The 23,502-nt window shown below is 61.8% G+C and carries 23 protein-coding genes; 7 read left to right on the top strand and 16 right to left on the bottom strand.

Features of this window, described 5'->3' with window-relative positions; translation table 11 throughout:
* Positions 1–54: 54 nt before the first annotated feature.
* The 9 genes from murD to bshC form a co-directional block, all read right to left on the bottom strand.
* Positions 55–1,431 (bottom strand): UDP-N-acetylmuramoyl-L-alanine--D-glutamate ligase, encoded by a 1,377-nt coding sequence (gene murD / locus TC41_RS05525; protein ID WP_014464027.1) that lies wholly within the window; start codon positions 1,429–1,431, stop codon positions 55–57.
* 13 nt (positions 1,432–1,444) lie between these two features.
* Positions 1,445–2,410, bottom strand: coding sequence for a phospho-N-acetylmuramoyl-pentapeptide-transferase (mraY, locus tag TC41_RS05520; protein ID WP_014464026.1), 966 nt, complete (start codon positions 2,408–2,410; stop codon positions 1,445–1,447).
* 12 nt (positions 2,411–2,422) lie between these two features.
* Entirely contained in the window at positions 2,423–3,919 is a 1,497-nt protein-coding gene (locus TC41_RS05515; RefSeq protein ID WP_041695093.1) for a UDP-N-acetylmuramoyl-L-alanyl-D-glutamate--2,6-diaminopimelate ligase, read from the bottom strand.
* Positions 3,920–3,979: 60 nt separating this feature from the next.
* A complete protein-coding gene (locus tag TC41_RS05510; protein ID WP_445595380.1) occupies positions 3,980–5,956 on the bottom strand; it encodes a stage V sporulation protein D in 1,977 nt (658 codons plus the stop codon).
* An 85-nt stretch (positions 5,957–6,041) separates the two neighbouring features.
* The gene (locus TC41_RS05505; protein ID WP_014464023.1) at positions 6,042–8,234 is read right to left on the bottom strand and encodes a penicillin-binding protein; all 2,193 of its coding nucleotides are present in this window, start codon (positions 8,232–8,234) and stop codon (positions 6,042–6,044) included.
* Positions 8,235–8,238: 4 nt separating this feature from the next.
* Entirely contained in the window at positions 8,239–8,622 is a 384-nt protein-coding gene (locus TC41_RS05500) for a septum formation initiator family protein (protein ID WP_014464022.1), read from the bottom strand.
* Between the two features lie 5 nt (positions 8,623–8,627).
* Positions 8,628–9,578 (bottom strand): 16S rRNA (cytosine(1402)-N(4))-methyltransferase RsmH, encoded by a 951-nt coding sequence (gene rsmH, locus TC41_RS05495; protein WP_014464021.1) that lies wholly within the window; start codon positions 9,576–9,578, stop codon positions 8,628–8,630.
* An 18-nt stretch (positions 9,579–9,596) separates the two neighbouring features.
* The gene (gene mraZ, locus TC41_RS05490) at positions 9,597–10,028 is read right to left on the bottom strand and encodes a division/cell wall cluster transcriptional repressor MraZ (protein WP_041695092.1); all 432 of its coding nucleotides are present in this window, start codon (positions 10,026–10,028) and stop codon (positions 9,597–9,599) included.
* Positions 10,029–10,201: 173 nt separating this feature from the next.
* Complete coding sequence (gene bshC / locus TC41_RS05485) at positions 10,202–11,839, bottom strand: bacillithiol biosynthesis cysteine-adding enzyme BshC (protein ID WP_041695091.1); 1,638 nt, start codon at positions 11,837–11,839, stop codon at positions 10,202–10,204.
* A 94-nt stretch (positions 11,840–11,933) separates the two neighbouring features.
* On the opposite strand from bshC, the gene ymfI reads away from it, so the two are divergent.
* The gene (ymfI, locus tag TC41_RS05480) at positions 11,934–12,683 is read left to right on the top strand and encodes an elongation factor P 5-aminopentanone reductase (protein WP_014464018.1); all 750 of its coding nucleotides are present in this window, start codon (positions 11,934–11,936) and stop codon (positions 12,681–12,683) included.
* Here the strand turns inward: ymfI and TC41_RS05475 are convergent.
* The 6 genes from TC41_RS05475 to clpP form a co-directional block, all read right to left on the bottom strand.
* Positions 12,655–13,944 (bottom strand): Ger(x)C family spore germination protein, encoded by a 1,290-nt coding sequence (locus TC41_RS05475; protein WP_049784336.1) that lies wholly within the window; start codon positions 13,942–13,944, stop codon positions 12,655–12,657. The genes ymfI and TC41_RS05475 overlap by 29 nt on opposite strands.
* Positions 13,945–14,043: 99 nt before the next feature.
* Entirely contained in the window at positions 14,044–14,679 is a 636-nt protein-coding gene (locus TC41_RS05470) for an RsfA family transcriptional regulator (RefSeq protein WP_041695090.1), read from the bottom strand.
* Positions 14,680–14,821: 142 nt separating this feature from the next.
* Positions 14,822–15,067 (bottom strand): hypothetical protein, encoded by a 246-nt coding sequence (locus tag TC41_RS05465; protein WP_014464015.1) that lies wholly within the window; start codon positions 15,065–15,067, stop codon positions 14,822–14,824.
* A gap of 25 nt (positions 15,068–15,092) precedes the next feature.
* The gene (gene thiI, locus TC41_RS05460) at positions 15,093–16,295 is read right to left on the bottom strand and encodes a tRNA uracil 4-sulfurtransferase ThiI (protein WP_014464014.1); all 1,203 of its coding nucleotides are present in this window, start codon (positions 16,293–16,295) and stop codon (positions 15,093–15,095) included.
* A 12-nt stretch (positions 16,296–16,307) separates the two neighbouring features.
* Entirely contained in the window at positions 16,308–17,459 is a 1,152-nt protein-coding gene (locus tag TC41_RS05455) for a cysteine desulfurase family protein (protein ID WP_041695089.1), read from the bottom strand.
* Between the two features lie 65 nt (positions 17,460–17,524).
* The gene (gene clpP, locus TC41_RS05450) at positions 17,525–18,103 is read right to left on the bottom strand and encodes an ATP-dependent Clp endopeptidase proteolytic subunit ClpP (protein ID WP_008339574.1); all 579 of its coding nucleotides are present in this window, start codon (positions 18,101–18,103) and stop codon (positions 17,525–17,527) included.
* Positions 18,104–18,276: 173 nt separating this feature from the next.
* On the opposite strand from clpP, the gene TC41_RS05445 reads away from it, so the two are divergent.
* Positions 18,277–18,687, top strand: coding sequence for a YgaP family membrane protein (locus TC41_RS05445; RefSeq protein ID WP_148260130.1), 411 nt, complete (start codon positions 18,277–18,279; stop codon positions 18,685–18,687).
* Positions 18,688–18,772: 85 nt separating this feature from the next.
* Here the strand turns inward: TC41_RS05445 and TC41_RS05440 are convergent, their stop codons facing one another.
* The gene (locus TC41_RS05440; RefSeq protein ID WP_012810628.1) at positions 18,773–18,973 is read right to left on the bottom strand and encodes a hypothetical protein; all 201 of its coding nucleotides are present in this window, start codon (positions 18,971–18,973) and stop codon (positions 18,773–18,775) included.
* 274 nt (positions 18,974–19,247) lie between these two features.
* Here TC41_RS05440 and TC41_RS05435 point away from each other — a divergent pair, with 274 nt between their 5' ends.
* The 5 genes from TC41_RS05435 (at position 19,248) to TC41_RS05415 (ending at position 23,452) form a co-directional block, all read left to right on the top strand.
* Complete coding sequence (locus TC41_RS05435; RefSeq protein ID WP_014464011.1) at positions 19,248–19,736, top strand: IDEAL domain-containing protein; 489 nt, start codon at positions 19,248–19,250, stop codon at positions 19,734–19,736.
* Between the two features lie 50 nt (positions 19,737–19,786).
* A complete protein-coding gene (locus TC41_RS05430; RefSeq protein ID WP_014464010.1) occupies positions 19,787–20,140 on the top strand; it encodes a YlbF family regulator in 354 nt (117 codons plus the stop codon).
* A 96-nt stretch (positions 20,141–20,236) separates the two neighbouring features.
* Positions 20,237–20,533: a DUF1292 domain-containing protein gene (locus tag TC41_RS05425; RefSeq protein WP_014464009.1), complete on the top strand. Its 297-nt coding sequence runs from the start codon at positions 20,237–20,239 to the stop codon at positions 20,531–20,533.
* 256 nt (positions 20,534–20,789) lie between these two features.
* A complete protein-coding gene (gene acs / locus TC41_RS05420) occupies positions 20,790–22,739 on the top strand; it encodes an acetate--CoA ligase (RefSeq protein ID WP_041695088.1) in 1,950 nt (649 codons plus the stop codon).
* Between the two features lie 128 nt (positions 22,740–22,867).
* A complete protein-coding gene (locus TC41_RS05415; RefSeq protein WP_041695087.1) occupies positions 22,868–23,452 on the top strand; it encodes an acetate uptake transporter in 585 nt (194 codons plus the stop codon).
* The last annotated feature ends 50 nt before the right edge of the window (positions 23,453–23,502 follow it).

Here is a 23,502-nt window from a genome sequence, read left to right as displayed (position 1 = left end):
TCTCCCGCGCTTCGTGGCGCGGTATGGTCCAAAGGCGGGCCTTTGGACACGCTGCTACAGTCTATGCACGGCCTCTTTGAACATGCTGCCCCGCACCTCGTAGGACGGGAACATATCCCAGCTGGCACAGGCCGGCGAAAGCAGAACCACGTCGCCCGGCTCCGCCATGCGGCTGGCCTCGCGCACGGCCTCCTCCATCGACGCAGCGAATACGCACATCGACACGCCGGCTCGGGCAAGCACATCCCTCAGCTTCTCCTTGGTCTCTCCGAGCAAGACTGCGGCTCGGACGCGCCCCGAGATATCCGGCAACAGCGGATCGAACGAAATTCCGCGGTCGAGGCCGCCCGCAATCCACACGATGCCCCGCTCAAACGACCGGAGCGCCTGTCGCGCGGCGTCCGGATTCGTCGCCTTCGAATCGTTGTAATATCGCACACCCGATACCTCGCGCACAAACTCGAGCCGGTGCTCGACACCCTGGAACGTCGCAAGCACGCGGGCGACAGCTTCCACGGACGCTCCGGCCGCGAGCGCCATCGCCGCTGCCGCCGCCGCGTTTTGCAGATTGTGCCGGCCCGGTAAGGCCACTTGCTCTACCGGCAGAATGGGGCTTCGCTCCCGTCCGGTTACGGCGACCAACGTCCCGTCGATCACGCCCACGCCTTCGTCAAAGGGTGCGCCCTCTAGGCTGAATCCACGCACGCGGGCCGCCAGATTGCCCGCTCTATCCCGCACGAGCTCCTGATCCCAGTTGAGAATCGCGACATCGTCTGGGGTCTGATTCGCAAACAGCTTCCACTTCGCCTGCTGGTACGCCTCATAGGTGCCGTGATAGTCCAGGTGAGCGGGATAGAAATTCAGCAGCGCACCGCCCCGCGGGTGGAACGTGTGCGTGCCGTCCAGCTGAAAGCTCGATACCTCGAGGACCAACAGATCACCCGGCTGATCCACCACGTCGCAAACCGGCGTGCCGATGTTGCCCGCGACCACCGGCCGATATCCTGACGCCTCAAGCATCGCGCCCACCAGCGTCGTAGTGGTGGTCTTGCCGTTGGAGCCCGTGATGGCGTAGATGGGTCTAGTCTCGAACCATGAGGCAATCTCGACGTCCGTCACCATCACGTGCGAAGCCTTGAGCAGCTCGGCAATGAAGGGCTGATGATACGGAATGCCAGGGCTTTTCGCCACGAACTGCCACGGATGCGTGACCAGCGTATCCGGATGGCCGCCGAGCACGAAATCCACGCCAAGCGCGGCGAGTGGCGCGATGGCCGGATCGGATAGGTCGAGCGCCCGCTCGTCCGTCGCGGTCACGCGAAAGCCGCGCCGAGCGAGGAACGCGGCGACGGCGGTCCCGCTTTTGCCGAGCCCCACCACGAGCACCTCGCCCGGCGCATTCAACCAGGTTTCCAGTGTAACAAGCTTCACTTCGTCCGCCCCCTCAATGCGACACCATCGCGAGCGTGCCAAAGGCGCAGATGAACGACGCGAGCCAGAAGAGGATGACGACCTCCCACTCCGACCAGCCGCCGAGCTCGAAATGGTGATGCAGCGGGCTCATGCGAAAGACGCGCCGTCCAAACATCTGATACGAAAACACCTGAATGATGACGGACAGAGCCTCGATAACGAACACAAGGCCGAACAGGATGAGTGTCAATTCGCTGTGCGTCAGGACGGCGGCCATGGCGAGCCCCCCGCCGATGGCAAGCGACCCCGTGTCGCCCATGAACACTTTCGCCGGATGTCGGTTGAACACGAGAAACGCGGCGAGCGCCCCTACCATGGCTGCACAGTACAGGGCCACATCGTAGCTCGTGTGCCAATAGGCGTACACCGCATACGCCGCAAACACCATGATGGCCGAGCCCGACAACAGCCCGTCCAGTCCGTCCGTGAGGTTGACCGCGTTGGTCGTGCCCACCAACACCAGCATCAGAAACAGGATGTACAAGAAGCCGAGGCGAATCGCGGCGTCCGTGAAAGGGATATGCACGGACAGCGCCTCCTGCCCCTGCTCCCGATACAAGAGAAGGAACAACATGACTGTCAGCAGGGACTGAAACACCACTTTCTGCTTGGCTGTAAGCCCCAGGTTTCGCTTCTTTACAATTTTAATCAGATCGTCCGCGAAACCAATCAGCCCGAACCCCACCGTGGCGACAAGCATCATGACCGTGTCCAGGCTGCCGAACGCAAATCGGAGGGTCGTCAGCACCACCGCAGCGAGGATGATCACGCCGCCCATCGTGGGCGTGCCGGCCTTCGACTGATGGTGCTTGGGCCCCTCTTCGCGAATCGACTGGCCAAACTTGAGGCGGTGCAAGAGCGGAATGGCGATGGGCCCCAAGAGCACGCCGATCACGAATGCCGCGAGCGCCGTCAGCAAGAGCGCCTGAATGTCCAACGGAAACGCCCCCTAGTTCCGCCCGTACCGCGCGCGTATGGCTCGGCGGGCTTCTTCGCGATCGTCAAAATGGCGCTTCTCCGCGCCGATGATCTGGTAGTCCTCGTGTCCCTTACCCGCGATCACGACGACGTCTCCAGGCTCCGCTTCCGAGATGGCCATCTCAATGGCGCGCCGGCGATCCACCTCTTCCCGCACCTTGTGCTCTTGCGCCGCATGGACGCCAGCGCGCATGTCCGCGAGGATGGCGAAGGGATCCTCGCTCCGCGGGTTGTCACTCGTGAAGATGGCCCGGTCCGCCAGTCTCACTGCCACCTCCGCCATCTTGGGGCGCTTGGTGCGGTCGCGATCGCCGCCACAGCCCACCACCACGAGGACGCGCGCAGGTGCGAACTCGCGAACCGCCGCGAGCACGTTCTCGAGCCCGTCCGGCGTGTGCGCGTAATCCACAAACACCGAGAACGGCTGGCCCTCGTCGATACGCTCCATCCGGCCGGGCACGCTCGGATACGAGCGAATGCCGTCCCGGATTTCTGTCGGCGTGAGCCCTTCCACGAGGGCGATGGCGACCGCCGCCAGCGTGTTGTAGACGTTAAATCGGCCGATGAGCGGCGTTTCAATCTCGAACGCGCCTGCGGGGGAATCTACCCAGAAGCGCGCGCCACTTGCCGAAAGCCGCACGTCCCGAGCCTTGACGTCCGCAGAGCGCTCCATCCCGTAGGTGAGGATCGGCGCAGCGGAGGCCTCCGCCATCACCCAAGACCAGGGATCGTCCGCATTGAGGACCGCGTAGACGGAACGGGCCGGATCATCCCCCGCGCCATTGCCGAGCCGAGAGAACAGGAGCGCCTTCGCCGCTGCATACCGTTCCATGGTACCGTGAAAATCGAGGTGATCTTGTGTCAAGTTCGTGAACGCGGCGCAGGCGAACGACACCCCCGCCGCCCGCCGCTCCACGAGCGCGTGCGACGACACCTCCATCACTGCGTGTGTCGCGCCTTCGTCCGCGAACCGACGAAGCCATCGATGGACCTCCACGGCCTCAGGCGTCGTGTTGGGAAGCGGCCAAGAGGCTTGACCCAGTTTGGCACCGACCGTCCCAATGAGTCCAGCTCTTCTCCCTGAGGTATCGAGCAAGTGACGCACGATGTGCGTCACGGTGGTTTTGCCGTTGGTGCCCGTGACTCCAATCACCCGGAGCTCGCGCGACGGGCTTCCAAACAGCCTGTCCGCGACCAGCGCGCTCCAATGGCGCGTATCCGGCACCACCACCTGAGGAATGGATGCAGGCAAGTCGGCCACGGGCTCTTCCACCATCACCGCCACGGCACCGCGCTCCACAGCCTGCCGGGCAAACCGGTGTCCGTCCACCGTGTGGCCGCGCACCGCCACAAACAGGCTGCCGGGTTCGACGTCCCGCGAGTCAGTGGTGATGTTCACGACGTCAGGGTTCTCCCCGTTGGTGACTTGAAAATTTACGAAAGGCTGAAACAGCTGTCTCAGTCGCAAAGCGCCTTCCTCCCAACCTCCGGCGTGCCATCGCAAATCTAGGTCAGCCGTCACCCGATGTCAACCTCCGAGCGCGAAGGTCGCCACCTGGTTCCCGGATGGCGCCCTCTGACCGCGGTAGAGGCGGATGGTCGATCCCGGTTCCACCTGCGCGCCCCCTGCCGGCGCCTGCGCGATGATCACGTCCCCCTGCCCAAGCACCTGCACCCTCAGGTTCGCGGAATTCTGCAACGCCAGGTTCTGGGCCTCCTTCATGGTGAGCCCCACAAAGTTCGGGACCGTCACCGGCGGCACCTCGGGGTACCGGTACTTCTTCTTGAGTCCCTGTGTCTGCGGGGGCACGCCGAGCTCGCGCAGCCCATCGTCCAAAATGTTTCCGACAATCGGCGCGACAATGACGCCGCCAAACACGATCCCGTGCTCCGGATGCGGGTTGTCAATGGCGACGTAAGCGACCAGGGCCGGATCGTTGGCTGGCGCCATGCCTATGAAGGAAACAATGTAGTGCCCCGGCTCGTACCGCCCGTTCTTCGCCACCTGTGCCGTACCGGTCTTCCCGGCGATCCGGTAACCGTCGCGGTACGCCCGGGTACCGCTCCCGTTCGCCACCACGCTCTCCAGGGCAGCGCGCACCTCCGCGGCCACCTGGGGGGAAATGACCTGGCGCACCACGGTCGGCTTCGTCACGGAGAGCACGCGGCCCGTATCCGGGTCGATGATTTCGGACACGAGATAAGGCTTCATCAGCTTGCCGCCGTTCGCCACGGCGCCCACAGCCATCACCTGCTGAATGGGCGTGACCGACACGCCCTGGCCGAAGGCGGTGGTGGCCAACTCCAGCGGGCCAACTTGATTCAACTTGAACAGGATCCCGTTTCCTTCTCCGGGAAGATCGATCCCGGTCTTTTGCCCAAATCCAAATGCGCGGATGTACGAGAACAGTGCTTCCTTGCCCAAACGCTCGCCGAGGGCGATGAACCCAGGGTTGCACGAGTTTTCCACCACGTTTAAAAACGACTCGGAGCCATGACCGCCCGCCTTCCAGCAGCGAATGCGGTGCCCGGCGACTTCGTAGTAGCCGGGATCGTAGAATCGATCGTTCAAGTTCACCTTGTCTTCCTGTAGCGCCGCGGCCAGCGTCACAATCTTGAAGGTGGATCCCGGCTCGAAGGTCTGCCAGATGGCCAGGTTGCGGTTGTAGGTCGACGGATCGGCTGAACGCCAGTCCGCGGGATTGAACGTGGGATAGTTCGCCATGGCGAGGATGGCGCCCGTCTTTGGGTTCTCGACTATCGCGGTGACAGAATCCGGATGATACTCCGCCACCGCCTGCTCGATCTCTCGCTCAACGAACTGCTGAATCTGGAGGTTCAGGGTGGTCTTGATGTCGTCGCCGTCCGTCGGCTCGACCACCGACTGACCCTCGCCCGGAATCAGTTCACCGTTCGCCTTCGCGTAAAACGTGATGCCTCCCTTTTTGCCGCTCAGGACACCGTTGTACTGCTTTTCGAGCCCTGTGAGTCCGACGTTGTCATAGCCCGTGATGCCGAGCACCTGCGCCGCGAGCGATCCGTACGGATAGGCTCGCTTGCCGTCCTCCGTCAGGTAGATGCCAGGCAACTCCAATTTGCGGACGGCGTTCGCCTGCTCCTCCGACATCTGGCGCCCTCCAGGGCGGATATAGACCATGAGCTCCCGCTGGGAAATCTGCCGCAGCACGCTGTCCACGCTCATATGAAGGATAGGTGCCAGCTTGGCGGCCGTGCCCGCTTTGTCCTTGATCTGGCTTGGCACGGCCACGATGGTGGGCGCACTCGCCGTGTACGTCAGCGGCTGCCCGTTGCTCGCCAAGATGCTCCCGCGGATGCCGGACAGCGGCACAGTGCGATCCCACGACTGCTTGGCCAGGTTCGAGAGCCACGTCGCCTGCCAGCCCTGCACGTAGGCGAGCCGGCCTATGAGCGCGCCGATGGCCGCAAAGAGCCCAAAGAGAAGCATCACCAGCCGCCGCCTCATCAGTCCCGGAGTCACGCGCACAGACCTCGCCCCCAACGTCGCACAGCTTGTTCGCTGAGACTAGCCTATGCGCGCTCACCCGGAAATAGAAGGGCCGACACTTCGGTCAGCCCTTGGGAGATAACCGAATCTCGACGGTGTCGCCCGCCTTCACGCGTGCCCCCGGAGGAACGGACTGACTCACGACGTAGCCCGACCCCGACGTCGAGACGTCCAAACCCATCGCGGCGAGCAAGTTGGCCGCTTCCCGAAGCGTCAGGCCCGTCAAATCCGGCATGGTCAAGGTAGCCGACTCGTGATTGGCGAGCAACGCGTACAGCTTCGAGCCCCGCGGCACCTCCACGCCGGGCGCTGGCCATTGCCGCTCGATCACGCCGCTCGACCCGGCGAACATCCCTTGCAGCCCATCCTGTGCGAGCGCAGCCTCCGCCTCCGTCTGCGACATTCCGACCAGATTCGGCGTCTCCACGTACGACACCTGGCCCTGACCAGGCTCGGACTGAAGGGATTTCACGGCACCCGTCGGCGGAATGTGATAGTAGTTCAGGCACTCCTGCATGATGGCCCGCGCAATCGGAATGGCCACCGTGCTTCCCCACGCTTCGTCCGGCGCTACCTGCGGATCGTACACCGTGACGTACACCACAACCTTGGGGTCCTGTGCGGGCACGAACCCGATGAAGGAGGTCTCAAACTTGTTTTGGTAGTACGCGCCGGTCGCCGGATTCACAATTTGGGCCGTGCCCGTCTTGCCTGCTACCTCATAGCCTGGAATCGCGGCCCCCGTATCGATGCCATGCTTTGGATCGGAGACGTCGAGCACCATCGTGTCCCGAACCGCTTCGATGACGCTCTCCGGCAGAAATCCCTGCCGAATCACCGTCGGGCGATTCTCCCGAATCACCTTGCCCGAGGGCGAGATCACCTTGCTGATGATGTACGGCCGCATCAGCCGCCCACCGTTCGCAATCGCGTCCATGGCCATAATCTGTTGCATCGGCGTCACCGCGATTCCTTGTCCAAATCCCGCCGTCGCGAGCTCGAGTTCTCCCTGTTCAGACGGCGGAAACAGGATAGAGTTTGCCTCGTTGGGAAGGTCGATTCCGGTAGGCTGCGTGAAGCCAAATAGCTGTAGGTATTTGTTCAGGTTCGGCCATCCCAGGGCCATCGCAATCCGCGCAAAGCCCACGTTCGACGATTCTTCGAGCGCCTGCTGGTAGGTCAGCACGCCGAATCCCACGTAATTCCAGTCATGAATCGTGCGGCCGTCGATGGTGATTTGCCCCGACTGAAACGTGTCGTAGAGGTTGATGGAGTGTGTTGCCAGCGCAGCCGCAAGCACAAACGGCTTGAACGTGGATCCGGGCTCGAATGTGCTGGATACCGCCCAATTGGAAGAAAGCGCCTCGAGACTCGCCTTCCAGTATTGGTTGGGATTGAAGTTGGGCCAGCTGGACATGGCGAGAATGGCGCCGGTCTGCGGATTGGACACCACGATGGCGGCATGCTGCGGATGATATTTCTGCACGAGCGCGTCCATCTGGTCTTCGACGTAGCCCTGGATGGTGTCGTCGATGGTCAACTGAACGTTGTCACCGGCCCTAGGGGCTTTGACGATTTTCACGCTGCCCGGGATGGGCACGCCGGTCGGATCCTGCTCGTACGAAATGAGGCCGTTATGGCCGGCCAAGTAAGCATTCATCTCGAGTTCCACGCCGCTTTCGCCCACGCCCTTGACCACATATCCGATGGCGTTCGACGCGAAATCGCCGTACGGATACACGCGCAGTTCCGTTGGAGTGAACGTCACGCAGTTCGACCAGGCTGTGCGCCGGTCATCTGGTGCCCAGGCATGCGCGGCAAACGCCGCCTCGAGCTTCGACTTCACGATGGCCTCCACAGGCGTCGGCAACTGAATCCAGGCGGCTTGCTTCGACAAGAGCGCGGCGAGTTGGGACGCGTTGGTCCCCAAGATGGGCGCGAGAATCCGCGCGGCTTGGTCTGCGTACGGGCGAATGGGCTGGAGTTCGATGTCGACGTAATAGGCCGGGACATCGTAGGCGAGGCGATTGCCCTCTGCATCTAAGATGGCTCCACGAGGCGCCAGAAGAGGTTCCGTCACGTCGATGACCTTGTCCGCATCGTGCTTCAAGGTTCCGCCATACACCCGCTGCACGTCGTAAATGCGCCAGACCACGGCGCCGAGCGTCGCCACCATCGCCAACTGGAGCGCCCAGAGCCGCCGTTTCGGGCGTTTCCAGCTGCTTTGCCTGCCCGTTCGCCTGCTTCCTCGGTTCATGCCATCACTCGCCGTTCCCCTGCGTCGGAATCATCACCGGATTTTTGTAGACCATGTGCAACTTGTTGATGGCGACATCCAGAATATGCGCGGGCTGCTCGAGCTCCGACACCTGCATTTGAAGGTTGGCGTTGACCGCTTGCTGCGCGGCAATGGCCGCCTGGAGCTTCGCGTGCTCGTCGTTCAGCTCGTAGATCTCGGCCCCCTTGGCAGCGACCCACCATACGGCTCCGAAGCTGACGATACAGCACAACGCGAAGCTCACCCGGTTCCAGAGACGCCGGCGCGCGGCGCGCCGCTCCGCCTCTCGCGCATCCCGTTCACGCCCCGGCGTCGTGTGCCCCCACGCCTCGCGACGCGTGCGAAGTTCCTGTTGTACGGCAGACATGGTATTCATCGCTCCCCATGATCCAGCTTTTCGAAAGCGCGCAGCTTCGCCGATCGCGCGCGCGGATTGCGTTCCAACTCCTCGCTCGAAGGCGTCACGGGCTTTCGCAACACCATACGTCCTAAAGGTTTGCGGCCACATTGACACACCGGGAATTCCGGCGGACAAACGCAGCCCTGCGCCCACGTCTGAAACAGCCGCTTGACGGCTCGGTCCTCAAGCGAATGGAAGGTGATGACCGAAAGCCGTCCCCCGGGCCTCAAGATGCGAAAAGCCGCCTCTACGCCGCGCTCCAAGACGCCAAGTTCATCGTTCACCGCGATGCGGATGGCTTGGAAGGTACGACGCGCGGGATGCGGGCCGGCGCGCCGCGCGGCAGCCGGAATGGCACCCTTGACAATCTCGGCCAGCTCCGTCGTGGTCTCGATGGGCCTTTTCGACCTCGCCCGCGCGATGGCGCGCGCAATGGCCGTCGCAAACCTCTCCTCGCCGTACTCCCGGATGATGCGCGCTAGTTCCCGCTCATCCCACTCGTTGACGACCTCGCGCGCAGTGAGAGGCTGGCGCCGATCCATGCGCATGTCGAGCGGGCCTTCATGCCAGTAGCTGAACCCTCGCTCCGGGACATCAAACTGAGGTGACGATACGCCGAGATCGAACAGGACGCCGTCGACCGCCGTCACGCCAAGCGCCCGGAGGTGTTCCTCCATCTCGGCAAAATTCGCCTTGACCACTGTGAGGCGACCGGGAAACTTTTGCTTCAGCGATTTGGCGTGTTCGATGGCCGTTTCGTCTTGATCAAACGCCATCACGATGCCGTCGGGTGCGGAACGCTCGAGAAGGCGGGCGGTATGGCCTCCTCCTCCCAGCGTGGCATCCACGTAGACGCCGCCGGACCGTGGCCGCAGCGCTTCAACAGCCTCTTCCAACAACACCGTCTCGTGGGCAAATTCCAATCCCTCATCCCCCGCGATTCAGAACGAAAAGTCGACGAGGTTCTCCGCAATCTCCGCAAACGACCGCTCCGCGTCGCTCGAATAGTGTTCCCAGACTTCTGTGTTCCAAATTTCGACTCGATTCGACACCCCGATCAGCGTGCACTCCTTCTCAAGCTTCGCGTACTCGCGCAGCTTCGGAGGCAGGAGAATGCGGCCTTGCTTGTCGACCTCGCACTCGGACGCGCCCGAAAAGAAGAAGCGCACGAAGGCTCTCGCGTCCGATCGCGTCATGGGGAGAGACTTCAGCTTTTGTTCGAGCGCGCGCCACTCGTCGAGCGGATAGGCGAACAGGCACTGATCCAGGCCGCGGGTGACGATGAACGAATCCCCCAATCCATCCCGAAACTTTGCCGGGATGGTCAGCCGCCCTTTGCTGTCGAGGGAATGTTCGTACTCACCCATGAACAACGGCCTTCACCACCCGCTCGCGCGTGTCCCCCACTTTGCCCCACTTTCCACCACAATCATACCTGTTCGAGGTCGATTGCGGATCTCCTGCTACCTCTCTGGATTTTTTCACGCAAATGCGCATAAAGAGGCGACCGCGCGCATGGCGCGATCGCCTCATGCCTCACTCGAGTTCAGTTGTCGATGACGACGTCGAGCACAGGGCCCATCTGGGAGATGGAGCTCCAGGTCGGCAACTCGCCGAAAGCTTGCGTCCCGACCTCGCTCCAGAAGTTGAGCGGGCAAAGACGCCGCTCCTGTGGATATCCGTCTGGGAACAGACATCGCTCAATCTGGCGCATCTGCCGGATCTCGTCCTGGTGCCGCCGCTTCCACGCGCGCACCATGCGCCGCTCCAGATCCCGCCACGCGCGCTCCTCCATCCGCGCGTGCCGTTCGAAGATGGCGCGCACGTCCGGGCCCAGTTCGGCATACGAAGCCTGAAGGGTACCGAGCTTCGCGCGCACGCCTTCTATCCAGCCATCGATCTCGCGCCGAAGCGGCTCCGAGACGTCGGCGCGCATCCGGTTTCCGACGAGATCGCAGGGTTCGCGCAGTTCGTCGAGCGACAGCCCATGCTTGCGGATCAGCCGGGCCACGCTCGGGGGCACGAGGCGCATGCGCTGTCGCAGGATGAGCGGCGGCAGGCGCCGCCCGTGCGCGCGGAAGACGCCCCGCGAAAGCGGATAGTACGCGATCTCGCTCGGACCCCCGACGTAAGCCAAAGTCGGCAGCACCACATCCTGCACCACGGGCCTCAGGAGGACGTTGGCAGAGAACCCGGTGGGATCGAGATTTCCTCGCTCAAGCCATGCCGACAGCGCGCCGCGTTCGCCGTGGCCGCGCGCGACGAATCCCGGGCCGCCGGTTTCCAGCACGAACCGCTTGCCGTCGATCACGGCGAACACGGTCGAATGCCGCGGGTCTCGAACGACCTCGGGAACGAAACCTGCCCGTTCGACTTCCGCGTACACCTCGTCGAGCCGCCGCTGCACCTCGTCCACGCTCTCCAGCGTGCGGCGGAACACGGGCCAGGCGAGGCGGCGGATGGGGGGCAGACACGGATCGAAGAACACGAGGCCGTATTCGGCAAGAAGCTTCGCCATGATCCTCGCAAACCACATCGCGAGGGAATCCCCGTCGTGCCACGCGGACCAGACGGCGTGAAGCGCCTCGAGCTTGTGACTCGCTTCCGCGAGCCGTGCGTCGGCCTGGTTCAGCGCGCTTCGCACATCGCGAGCCGTCAGCGCCTCGCAGTACATCATTTGGTGCGGCTCGAATCGGTGCGGAAGCTGAATGCGCGCCACTTCGCCCAGCCGATCCACCACATGGGCGTGGTTGACCTCCTCGGCGTCGTGGTCCTCCGAGGCAATCCAGAACACCGGCACCACGGGGCGCTCGAGGCGGCGTTCGAGCTCGCGTGCGACGCCGATGGCAGTCAGCGCTTTGGCGAGGCTGTAAATGGGGCCGGTAAACAAGCCCGCTTGCTGCCCCGTGACCACGGCCACCGCCTCGGCCTGTGCCAGGCGATCCAGCGCTCGGTTCTGGGCCGCGGATGCCCCAATCTGATGGTGAAACGAGCGCAACGCCTTGACCAGTGACGCGCGCGTGTCATCCGCGTAGGTCCGCAGGACATCCTCGGCGCGCGCGCGATAGGTCGCGAGATCGCGGGGATCTTGGTCGTCGTAGAGATGATGGACGCGATCAAAGGAGAACAAATGGGCGTCGGCTAGTGGATTTCCGGTCGGCGCCTCGTATACCGTACACTTCAAGGAGAACTCGCCCCTTTGCTCCACCCAAAATGGCCACACTCATCATAACAACCGGGGCTAGGGATGTAAAACCGTAAGGAGTTGAGAAAACCTCATGGCGAGAAGGGAGCTTTCGGAACGAGTAGCCATCGTGTCGGGCGCTTCGGGTGGGATTGGGCGCGCCATCGCGGTCGAGCTGGCAACCCAAGGCGCGAAGGTGGTTTGCGGATATTTCAGGGGAAGGGAACGCGCGGAACGAACCGTGGCGCAGTGCGCGGCGCTTGGCGCGGAGGCGCTCGCGGTTCAAGCCGATCTGTCGAACGAAACGGGCGCCGAAGCGCTTGTGACTGCAGCGACGCAACTTGGCACACCGACGCTGGTCGTTCACGCCGCGGGCAGGGACCTGCGGTCACTGGCGCACGAGATGTCTTCCGCGGCGTGGCGCCAAGTCATCGATGAGCACCTCTCTTCCGCGTTCTACCTTGCGCGAGCCGCATTCCCGCATCTGCGGCGGTCTCGCCAGGCGGCGTGCGTCTTCGTGTCGTCCGTCTACGCGCTCCACGGCGCAGCCATGGAAGCGGCGTACGCAGCTGCCAAGGGCGGCGTGATCGCCTGGATGAAGTCACTGGCGCGCGAGTGGGCGTCCATTCCCGTGCGCGTCAACGCGGTCGCGCCGGGCCCCATTGAAACGAGGATGCTCCATCACCTGGACGCCGAGGAGCACGAAGCGCTCCGAGGAGAAATTCCGCTTGGGCGAATCGGGCGACCCGAAGACGTGGCCGCGGCCGCCTCGTTTCTCTTGAGCCCGCGGGCTTCCTACATCACGGGTCAGATTCTCAGGGTCGACGGAGGCTGGATGAGCTAGGCTCAGGCCGTTTTTGAATAGGCTCAAGCTGTACGCCAAAGCGGCGCACATGTATCTGAACGTCAACCTGAATCTTGGCGGTTTTGAGCCTTTCCTCCCAAGGAAATGCCGCGAATTGTTGATAGGTCATGAACTGACTGCGGATGGCCTTCGAGACGGGTATGACATCCGCCTGGTCATCGACGAGGAGCCGCTTCAACAGCCTTTCCATGCGCTCCGACACCTGCTGGTCGAGCTCGGACTCGAGCTTCTGCCGTGCGGCCGGATCGGCGTAATTGCGCGTCGACGAGATGTTGATCACGTCCGCGTCCACCGGCACATGCGCGGTGATGATCATCGGATTGGAGAGCTTCACCTGGTATTCTGCCGGCCGCTCCTTGTGCAGTTCCAAACCGATGTCGCGCGACGGGTCCTCGGGATCTTGCAGCGTCAGCGTCGCGTGGTGCACCCCGCCCTGCAGAAGGCGCAGGTAGAGGCAGTCCTTTCCCGTCACCTCGTCCACCATGCGGTCCTCGCGGAAGATCGCCGCGCCCATCCAGTCGACGGGATTGCCACCTTCTCGGCGCACCTCGCCGGCGCGATACGACAACCCGGGCGTATCAGGCATTTCGCCCTTTTCGACGTTCTGATTGACGGCGAATATCGGCGCCATGGCGTCCTCGTGCGGATTCTCCATGCCGTCAATCAGATATTGGATAGGGCACACCGGTGCAGTCCCAGTCCGCTGAGAGACCAGGGCTACGCCGTCTGCAATGCGGGTGATGGCTGAATCGAGCATGGGTTGGAAGGCTTTCATCGACTCGCTGGCCTTGCCCTTGGACACGGACACCGGTACGGTCCGCCGGAACTCTCGATAGCGCGTCAGCGCCTCGATGTAAGGCTCCACGCCCTCTTTCGCCAGGTCTTCCCCGAACACGATGAGCGACAGGTGCGAGAACGTGATGGAACGCTCCACGGACCCGTTGGCAATCATCATCGCTTCGGGGATACTCCGCGCGCGCACCGTGATGGGCTCCTTGCCCGCCAGCGGCTGAGCACCCGAACGCGAACTTGCCCCAGTCGGATTGACCGGCTGCGCAATCCGAAACGTGCAGTCGATGAGGCCACCGGGGGCTTTGTCGATGCCAAGCACGCTCACGAACGCCTGTTGCTCTAATTCCTGGCGATCATAACAGCCCGTCGTGGCCAACGGCGCAAAGAGTGCCACGCCGAGCGTGAGCCACCGGGACGCGGCGCGTGGCCACCGGAACGTAAACCGCATGCCTCTCACCATCCTCGCTCGTAGGATGGCTCGTGGATGGACATGCCATGCGCACCTAAGGCCATGTGACGGCTCCTCAGGGATCCAAAAGGAGCAAGCCTACTCAGCCTGCTCCATGCGCTCACCGGTCGTAATCCGCTCCAGGTTGCCGTATTCATCAATTCGGTACATAAACCCTTCGGCGAACTTCGGACCAATGAGATCATCGTCCAGGAGAGCCGCTTTGCGCGCCCGCTCCATGATTTCCATGAGCGCCTTGTAATCGCGGGTGATGGCATCGTGCGTGGACTTCAGTTCACGCAATTCCTCAGAGACCCGCTTGTAGTCCACCTCGAGCGCCTCGTATTTCGCCTTCCACTCATTCAGTTGCCGTTCCGCGCTGCGCCATCGCGATGCCCACTCCTGCGCGGTGTTCTTCTCCTGGCGCAAGAACCGAAGCACCTGCGCCCATGTCATGAGCGTCGCTGTCGGGTGATCGGCATCGCCACCCTCCAGTTGCGCCTGCACGCGCTGCGACTTGTTTTTCTTGCGCTCCTCCTTGGCGAGTTCAATGCGGTAACGCTGTTGCTTGCGCACACAGGCGTTCCAGCGGAACCCGCACGCGGCCGCCGTTCTCCCGAGCCGCCTCGCCGCTTCGTTGAACCCCGCCAGCTGTGTGCTACCTTGCTTGATGTGTTTCAGGACGATCTCCGCTAGAATCTCGTCGTCCTCAGTCGTCCACGCGTCTTGGCGCATCGCCCTGTCCTTCTGTCTCGTCTCGCTCATCGCGTCTCACCGGCCTTTCAAAACGATGGTCGTCAGTCGGGATTATTCCGACGCTACCATTTGTTATTCCCACCGGTGAGGAGACTTAAACCAAAGGCCGGACATGAAACCGCTACGGTTCGGCTCGATGGGTCGAGCGAATCCTGCGCCACCCGCGACGCCGGTAGATGTATGGCGATTTCGCACCTACGTATTCGATCACGACGCGCGGCGGATGATCGAAGAGCGGCTTGCGGCGGACAGCCCGCCAGGCCAGACGACCTAGATACAGCGCCCGCGTGAGGCGGGACGCGTTCCACAACGCGTAGGCGGTGGACGCCACTCGGAACAGTCGAAACGCGAGCCGAAGCCATCGCATCGAAACCCCTCCACGATCCAACGATTCACCGATAGGTTGCGCCCGCGTCCCATGCTTCATCCGCCTTCACCAGCTTCTCCTCGCGCGAAGCGACCGCTTCCGCAATGAGACGCTCCACGTCCATACGAGCCTCCGCTCGCTCCAGGTCGCTTAGCTTCGGATTCGTCTTCGGATGCTTCGGCGCAAAAAGCGAACAGCAGTCGTCAAACGGGAGAATCGAGATCTCATACGTCCCCATCCGCTTGGCGAGTTCAATGATCTCGAGCTTGTCCTCCGCGATGAGTGGCCGTAGGATGGTGTGATCCGTGGCGCGATCGACCGCGTTCAGCGCGGAAAGCGTTTGGCTCGCGACTTGTCCGAGGCTGTCGCCCGTCACCAGCGCGCCGGCCCCGACTTCGTCCGCGATTCGCGATGCCGCGCGCACCATCATGCGTCGAAGCAGGATGGTCCTGAGCCCCTCGGGCGCGGAACGCTGGATTTCCGACTGAATCGCCGTGACCGACACCAAATGGAGCTTCATGGGCCCGCCCCACCTCGTGAGGATGGAAGCGAGATCCTCCACCTTTTGCTGAGCTCGCTCGCTGGTAAAGGGGAAACTGTGAAAGTGAACGAGCTCGAGCGCCAGACCTCGTTTCATGGCCTTCCAAGCCGCGACGGGGCTGTCGATGCCCCCGGAGAGCAATACCAGTCCTTTGCCACTCATGCCGACCGGAAAACCGCCAAGCCCAGGCACGCGGCTGGGATACAGGTACGCGGCGGACTTGCGAATGTCGACTTCGATCACCACGTCCGGATGGTGAACATCCACGCGAATGTGCGGCAAGGCGCGCAGGATAGCAGCCCCGACGGCCTTTTGAAGCGCCGGGCTGTCGAGTGGAAACCCTTTGAATCCCCGGCGAGCCTCCACCTTGAACGTCGACTTGTCCATGAGCTCGCGCTTGGCCACCTCGACGGCGGTCTGCTGAATGGCCTCCAGATCGAGCGGCGCGACAGCGACGGGCGAGATGGACGAGATGCCGAACACCTGCTGCAGCTTTTGCAGCGTCGCATCGACGGGGGCCCCGTTTAGCTGAACCACGATGCGCTGCTGGCTGCGCGTCACCTTTACGTCCGGCCATGGGGACAGCGCGCGCCGCACGTTGCGCTCCAAAAGCTGTTCCATCTCGGCACGGTTTGCACCTTTCGTCGTCAATTCGCCGTACCGAATCAAGAGATGATCGTATAACAAGATCCGTTCCTCCTACCGAATGCCTAGCGCTTGTTTGACCCAGGCCGTCCGCTCGCGGACGACTTCGATGGCTTGTTCAATCTCCGACATTCGAGTGCCAGGATGCCACGAGAACCGAATTGCCGCAAGTGCCAACTCAGGTGGGATGCCCATGGCTGTCAAAACGCGGCTGGGCTCGCGCCCGTGTTTACCGCTCGAACAGGCGCTTCCCGCGGAGATGTACAGGCCTTTTTCCTCGAAGGCATGGACCAGGATTTCACCCCGAGCGCCGGGCAACGCCGCGCACAAGATGTACGGCGAGTGGTGTTCGGGCTGGATGACCACGTAGCCGAGCTCCTCGAGGCCACGCGCAAGGCGCGCCCTCTTCTCCTCTGCGTTCACATCGTTGTCCATGTCGCGTACCGCATGAGAGGCAGCTTCCCCGAATGACAGCGCCCCGAGCACGTTTTCCGTGCCCGACCGCAGGCCGAATTCCTGGCCGCCGCCCACCACATGTGGCTTCAGCCGAAGGCTTGGATGGACATAGAGCGCGCCGATGCCTTTCAACGCCCCTAGTTTGTGCCCCGAAGCGGCATACAGGTGGATGCGAGCGCGAGCGAGCGAAACGGGAATTTTCCCAAGCGCCTGGGTTCCGTCGACGTGAAACACCGCTTTGGGATGCGCATTCAGCCCCTCGGCAATCCGCTCCACGGGCAACACAGCCCCTGTCTCGTTGTTCACATGCATCACGGAGACCAGAATCGTGTCGTCCCGAACGTGGCGCAACACGTCTTCCGCGGACACATCGCCGTGATGATCTGGATGCACGTAGGACACTTCGAAACCCTCTCGCTCAAGCTCCGCCATCGCCTCGCGGACCGCCGGATGTTCGATAGCCGTAGTTACGACGTGGCGTCCGCGCTGGGCGTAAGCGCGCGCGACTCCGTAGATAGCGAGGTTGTTGGCCTCCGTGCCCCCGCCTGTAAAGACAAGGCGGCCGTCTCGTGCACCGAGGCTCTGCATGACTTGGTCCCGCGCGCGCCGAAGGGCGCGCTCTGCGTGCATGCCCATGCGGTGAAGCGAGGACGGATTCCCAAAGATGTCCAACCATTCAGTGATCCGTTCCCGCACCTCGGGGCGCACCGGCGCCGTCGCCGCGTAATCGAAGTACAACTCCTCCGCCACCTTCACTCCCCCCGAAGTCAGACGGCCGAGGCACCGACGCGCCTCGGCCGTGAGCGGATTTCGTGTCAGCGGTAAATGACTTCGTCAATCAATCCGTACGCCTTTGCTTCCTCCGCCGACATGAAATTGTCGCGGTCTGTATCCTGCGCGACCCGCTCGAGCGGTTGTCCCGTTCGCTCTGCCAGAATACGGTTGAGACGTTCCCGCGTCTTCAGGATGTGCCGAGCATGGATTTCGATATCCGAAGCCTGACCCCGCGCGCCCCCGAGCGGTTGATGGATCATCACTTCAGAATTCGGAAGGGCATACCGCTTGCCCTTTGCACCCGCTGCCAGGAGCACCGCCGCCATGCTCGCGGCCATGCCCACACACATGGTGCTCACGTCGGGCTTAATGTGCTGCATGGTGTCATATATCGCGAGGCCTGCCGACACCGATCCTCCCGGACTATTGATGTACATCTGGATGTCTTTGTCTGGATCATCCGCGGCCAAAAACAGCAGTTGCGCCACGACCGCGTTCGCGACGTCGTCGTCGATAGGCGTACCTAAGAAGATGATCCGATCCTTCAGCAGGCGCGAGTAAATGTCATAGCTGCGCTCTCCTCGCGACGTCTGCTCGATCACGTACGGGATGAGACTCATGCGCTCAAGCCTCCTTTTCGTCTACGGTACTACAATAACCATTATGACACGCCCTTGCCATTTCATCAAGGTTAGTCAAAGTCAATTACATTTCCAGCGCAGGCGTTCGCTTTCGGCATGCCAAGCCACCATGCGCGGGATACTGTGGGTATTCCCGTGAGAGGAGGATGGTCATGCAGCGCAATCTACATCCTGTGGATCGCTACCTGCGCCTGGCCGCCGGGGTCGCGAGTTTGTCTTCAGCCGTCTATGGCCGCCGCCAATCCGCACCCACGCGAGCCCTGCTCGCAGGGTTCGGCGCGATGAAAATTGCGGAAGCCATCACGGGCTTCTGTCCAATGAAGGCATCGGTGGAACGCGTAGTCAAGCCCTCGAATCCGGCCGAGGCGACTCGCAGGTGGATGGGAAAGATCTCGACGACTGCAGAGAACACTTCGAAGCAGGTTGCCCAAAAAGCGCAAGATATGGAAGCTCAAGCGGCCGATCGCGTCCGCGCAAAGTCGGACACCCCGATCCCGGACGAAGTGGCGGAATTCCTTGTGGAAGAAAGCAAGCGGGAGCCGAGCGATGAGGATAACGCCTGACCGCCGAAGATCATGCCTCACATGGGAGAAGACAGCCATCGCGCAGGATGGCTGTCTTCTGGTCCGTGCATACGAGCGTTCTTCTTCACTCCGCGCGCGCCCGCTGCGCCACATCTCGTTGAGGAAGGAACCGGACGCCGTACTTTCCATTGCGCAGACGATACACCTCGACCTGGGTCGGACGGGCGGAGCGTCGAATTCGCTCGTCCGCTTCAACCCACATGACGGCACAATACGCTTCGAATTTGGTATCATATACGCCCGCGAAGTACACCCAATCGCCCATGCGCCTTCCCTCCCCTGCACGTAGTATGAGGCTTAGCCGATCCCTAGACGCAGGGAATCGATGTGACGCATGGGAAAATGGCGTTCACCTCATTTTCTTTCGCCGGGTCATTTGCTACAATATTTGCACCACTTCGGTGGTGGCGAAGCGCCGGTCGGTGTACGACCTACGGATCGCCTTTGCGTTGAAACTTGTCCATCAGAACGAGCGCGGTCGCGTGATACCAGGCGTATGATCCGTCAGGAGGAAACTCCGGCAAAGGAGTGAACGCGCGATGATGACGAAGGATGACATCCTGTTGCTCAAGACCAAGCTGCTCCCGCCCGGAGCAGAGGCCGTCATCGACTTTCTCGCTGCTCGCCATAGCCAACTGGAGTCGACGAACATCGTCTTGGAGAACGTGCCGCTTCTCATCATTGGGCGCCACGGCATGATCGCCCGATTGCCGCTGAATGGCCGCATTAAAAAGGTGAGCCAGGCGGAAGAGATCCTGCCCGCTCTCCAGGCGTACTTCAACAGCGCGTCCTCGACCGACAAGCTGTTTGTCTTCATCAATCTACCGGAACTTCCGATTCCGCCGGAAGTGCAACAAGTCCTGTCTGAAGTCGAGGCGCGAGCGATGCGCCGCGAAGAGATCCGAATGAAGATCGACCGCGCGCTCGACGAGCGGAATCGGGAAGCCTTTCACCGTGCAGTCAAGGAACTCGAAGAGCTGATGCGCGAAGAGGATTCGACCGTAGGTCCGGCGCCGAGCGCCACGTAGGCGTATAGAGGAGCTTCGCCCCGGTAACGCTGCGGATGAGAGGTGATGAGATGGACCGAGGAGCGCTCTGGGAAAAAGCGACGGAACTCGCCCGTCTCATCGCCGATTCCGAGCAGGCGCGGCGCTACCGGGACGCGAAGGCCCGACTCGACGACTCGCTGGAAGCTCAGTCGTTGCTCCGCCGTTTCCGAGAACTCCAGGAGGCGGTTGCCGAATTTCAGGCGCGCCGCGTTCCGCCGATGCATTATCGGCACGTGATCGAAGAGGCGGATCGTCTGCTGGCGGACATGCGGCAAATCCCGGAGATTGCGTCATTCGAAGAGGCCGAGCGAGACCTCAACCAGTTGCTCGACGATATCTCCAGCCGACTGCAGCGAGGGTTGTCGTCGCCGCCGAATCCGTGAGCGCCGTCGGACGCGTTGACACCGTGGACACATGGTGTTATGTTGTTGCAAGCATGGCGCAGGCCAAATCTGGATTGCGGATGGGAATGAGACGGAATGGCTCATGACGAGTTTTTCGATCACGAGGACGAGGTCATCGTCCTGGAGGACGAAAACGGCGAAGAGCATCAGTTCGTGCTGGGCGAAGTCCTGACCGTCGACAACAAGGACTACGCAGTGTTGTTGCCACTCGACGACTCCATGGAAGAAGGCGTCATTTTCCGCATCGACGGGGAAGATGGCGAGCAAATGGTTTTGTCTGAGATTGAGGACGACGAAGAATGGCAGCGAGTCGTCGATGCCTACAACGACGAACTGTTCGACGACAGCGAAGAAGAGGAAGAAGAAGATTGAGGTTTTCCCTCCCGCATGCCGTTTCGTGGTGTGAAACACCGCGAAGCGGCTTTTTTCATTCCCCGCCTTCGAGCCATTCGGCCTGAACTGTGCAGAGATTCTCCCAAGAAATCAGGGGCATAAATTGCGTCGAATTTCGAATATATAGGCATTGACGCCGGTTGGAGATTGTCTTTTCGAGCAACTTATTCTATCATGGAATCGAACCATTCAAGCTGCCGCCGTGATCGGCGCGGCCAGAGAAAGGAGCCAGAGTATGACCCCAAATGATCTCGACGCACTACTCCGTGAAACGCGCACCTTTGCCCCGCCTGAAGAATTTCGCCGCCAAGCGAATTACCATGATGAAAGCATTTACGAGGAAGCCGCTCGTGATCCGGAAGGTTACTGGGCGAAACAAGCCGAACATATCACTTGGTTCCATGAATTTGAAAGCGTTTGCAGGTGGGACCCGCCGCACGCACAATGGTTCATCGGCGGCAAGTTGAACGCCGCGTATAACTGCGTGGATCGTCACACCCTCACGCACCGCAAAAATAAGGCGGCTATCATCTGGGAAGGTGAACCTGGCGACAGCCGCGTCCTCACGTACGACATGCTGCGCCATGAAGTGGATAAGGCCGCGCACATGCTCAGCCAGCTCGGGGTCAAAAAGGGAGACCGCGTCACCATCTACCTGCCCATGGTGCCCGAGCTTCCCATTGCGATGCTCGCGTGCGCCAAGATCGGTGCCATGCATTCCGTCGTGTTTGGAGGCTTTTCCGCCCAATCCTTAAAAGATCGCATCCTGGACGCAGGGAGTAAAGTGCTCATCACGGCGGATGGCGGCTGGCGCCGAGGCAAGGTCATTCCGCTCAAGCAAAACGCCGACGAAGCCGTCGAAGGAACCCCCATTGAGAAAGTGGTGGTTGTCAAACGGATTGGCGACGCGGCGCAAGCGAGCATGAATCCGACCCGGGACATCTGGTGGCATGAAGCCATGGAGAACGCGCCGACCAAGCCGTTCCCGGCTGAGCCCATGGACGCGGAAGACTACCTCTTTCTGCTCTACACGTCAGGCACGACGGGCAAGCCGAAGGGCATCGTCCACAGCACAGGCGGATACCTGGTGGGCGTCAATACGTCCATGCGAACGGTGTTCGATCTCAAGGACGACGACGTGTTCTTCTGCACGGCCGACATCGGTTGGATTACCGGCCACACCTACATCGTGTACGGCCCGCTGTCGGCCGGCGCGACGGTGGTCATGTACGAGGGATCGCCCGATTATCCCGATCGCGACCGGTACTGGGCCATCGTGGAGAAGTACGGCGCGACCATCCTGTACACCGCGCCGACATCCATCCGCATGTTCATGAAGTGGGGTCCCCAGTACGTCGAAAAGCACGATCTCAGCACGCTGCGGCTGCTCGGTTCCGTCGGCGAGCCCATCAATCCAGAGGCGTGGATGTGGTACCACAAATATGTTGGGCAGGAGCGGTGCCCCATCGTGGACACCTGGTGGCAGACGGAGACCGGCTGTGCGATGATCGCGCCTCTACCCGGTATCATCACCACCAAGCCTGGCTCCGCCACCAAGCCTGTGCCTGGCATCTCCGTGGACATTCTCGACGACGACGGGAATCCGGTGCCAGCTGGTCATGGCGGAAATCTCGTCATCACCAAGCCGTGGCCGTCGATGCTGCGCACCGTCTGGGGTGACGACGAGCGCTTCCGGAAGACGTACTTCGGGAAGTTCGAAGGTATCTACCTGCCCGGAGACGGCGCATATCGAGATCAGGATGGCTACTACTGGATTGTCGGACGGTTGGACGACGTCATCAATGTCTCGGGTCACCGCATCGGCACTGCGGAAGTCGAGAGCGCCCTCGTGGCACATCCTGCCGTGGCAGAGGCAGCCGTGATCGGACGCGCCCACGAAGTCAAGGGGCAGGCCATCACTGCGTTCGTCATCCTCAAGGAGGGTCATACCGGTTCGGACGATCTCGTCGCGGAGCTGAAGCAGTTCGTCGTGGAGCAAATCGGCGCCATGGCGCGGCCCGAGGAAATCATCTTCACCGCAGATCTACCGAAGACGCGCAGCGGCAAGATCATGCGACGCTTGTTGCGCGACATCGCGGAGGGACGCGTGGTCGGCGACACCACCACCCTTGCCGATCCGGCCGTGGTGGAGCAACTGAAATCACAGTACAAGGATCAGGAATGATGGCGATGTGTGGCGTGCGCGGAATCCTGCGCCTGGAAGGAGGTGATCCGGCAGGCGCAGGACGCCCACTCATCATTTGCCGAGCCGTTGTCAACCCGTGAAAAGAGATGGAAAAGAGGGTGAAAGGAATGTCTGATCAGGTCAAAATCGCAGATCCTGGACCACTTGGCCTCGCCGGATTTGGCATCACCACGTGCATTTTGAGCCTCATCAACGCGGGCGTGGCGAGCGCCGGAGCGCTCGGCGTCGTCCTGGGGCTCGCCATCGCGTACGGCGGCACGGCGCAGTTCATCGCCGGACTCTGGGAATTCCGCAAGGGCAACACGTTCGGCGCCACTGCGTTCTGTTCGTATGGCGCCTTCTGGTGGGCGTTCTACCTCATCAACAAGTTCGCGCCCACGGCTGGCCTGGGACTCTTCCTCCTGTTTTTCGGCATCCTTACGCTGTTTTTGTGGTTCGGCACCTTCTATCTGAACAAGGCGCTCTGGTTCGTGTTCCTGACGCTGTGGATCGCGTTCTTCCTTCTTGCGGCGCACGCCTTTGGCATCATTGGCAGCAGTGCGGCCGGCGGCTGGGTCGGCTTGATCTGCGGCCTGAGCGCGCTGTACACGTCGTTTGCCACTGTGCTCAACGAGACCATGGGGCACGTCTTCATGCCCGTGGGACAGCCTTTTGCCCAAAAGCGCACCTCGCCGGCTGGTGTAAGCGCTTAATCCTCTTCTTGAAAAAACGCTTGTTTGCGTGTGGACGAAGACTTCCTTGC

Origin of the sequence: Alicyclobacillus acidocaldarius subsp. acidocaldarius Tc-4-1, from assembly GCF_000219875.1 — a bacterium.
Classification (GTDB): Bacteria; Bacillota; Bacilli; order Alicyclobacillales; family Alicyclobacillaceae; genus Alicyclobacillus; species Alicyclobacillus acidocaldarius_A.
The sequence above is the reverse complement of the archived record's forward strand: the minus strand, read 5'-3'. Positions and strand labels throughout refer to the sequence as shown.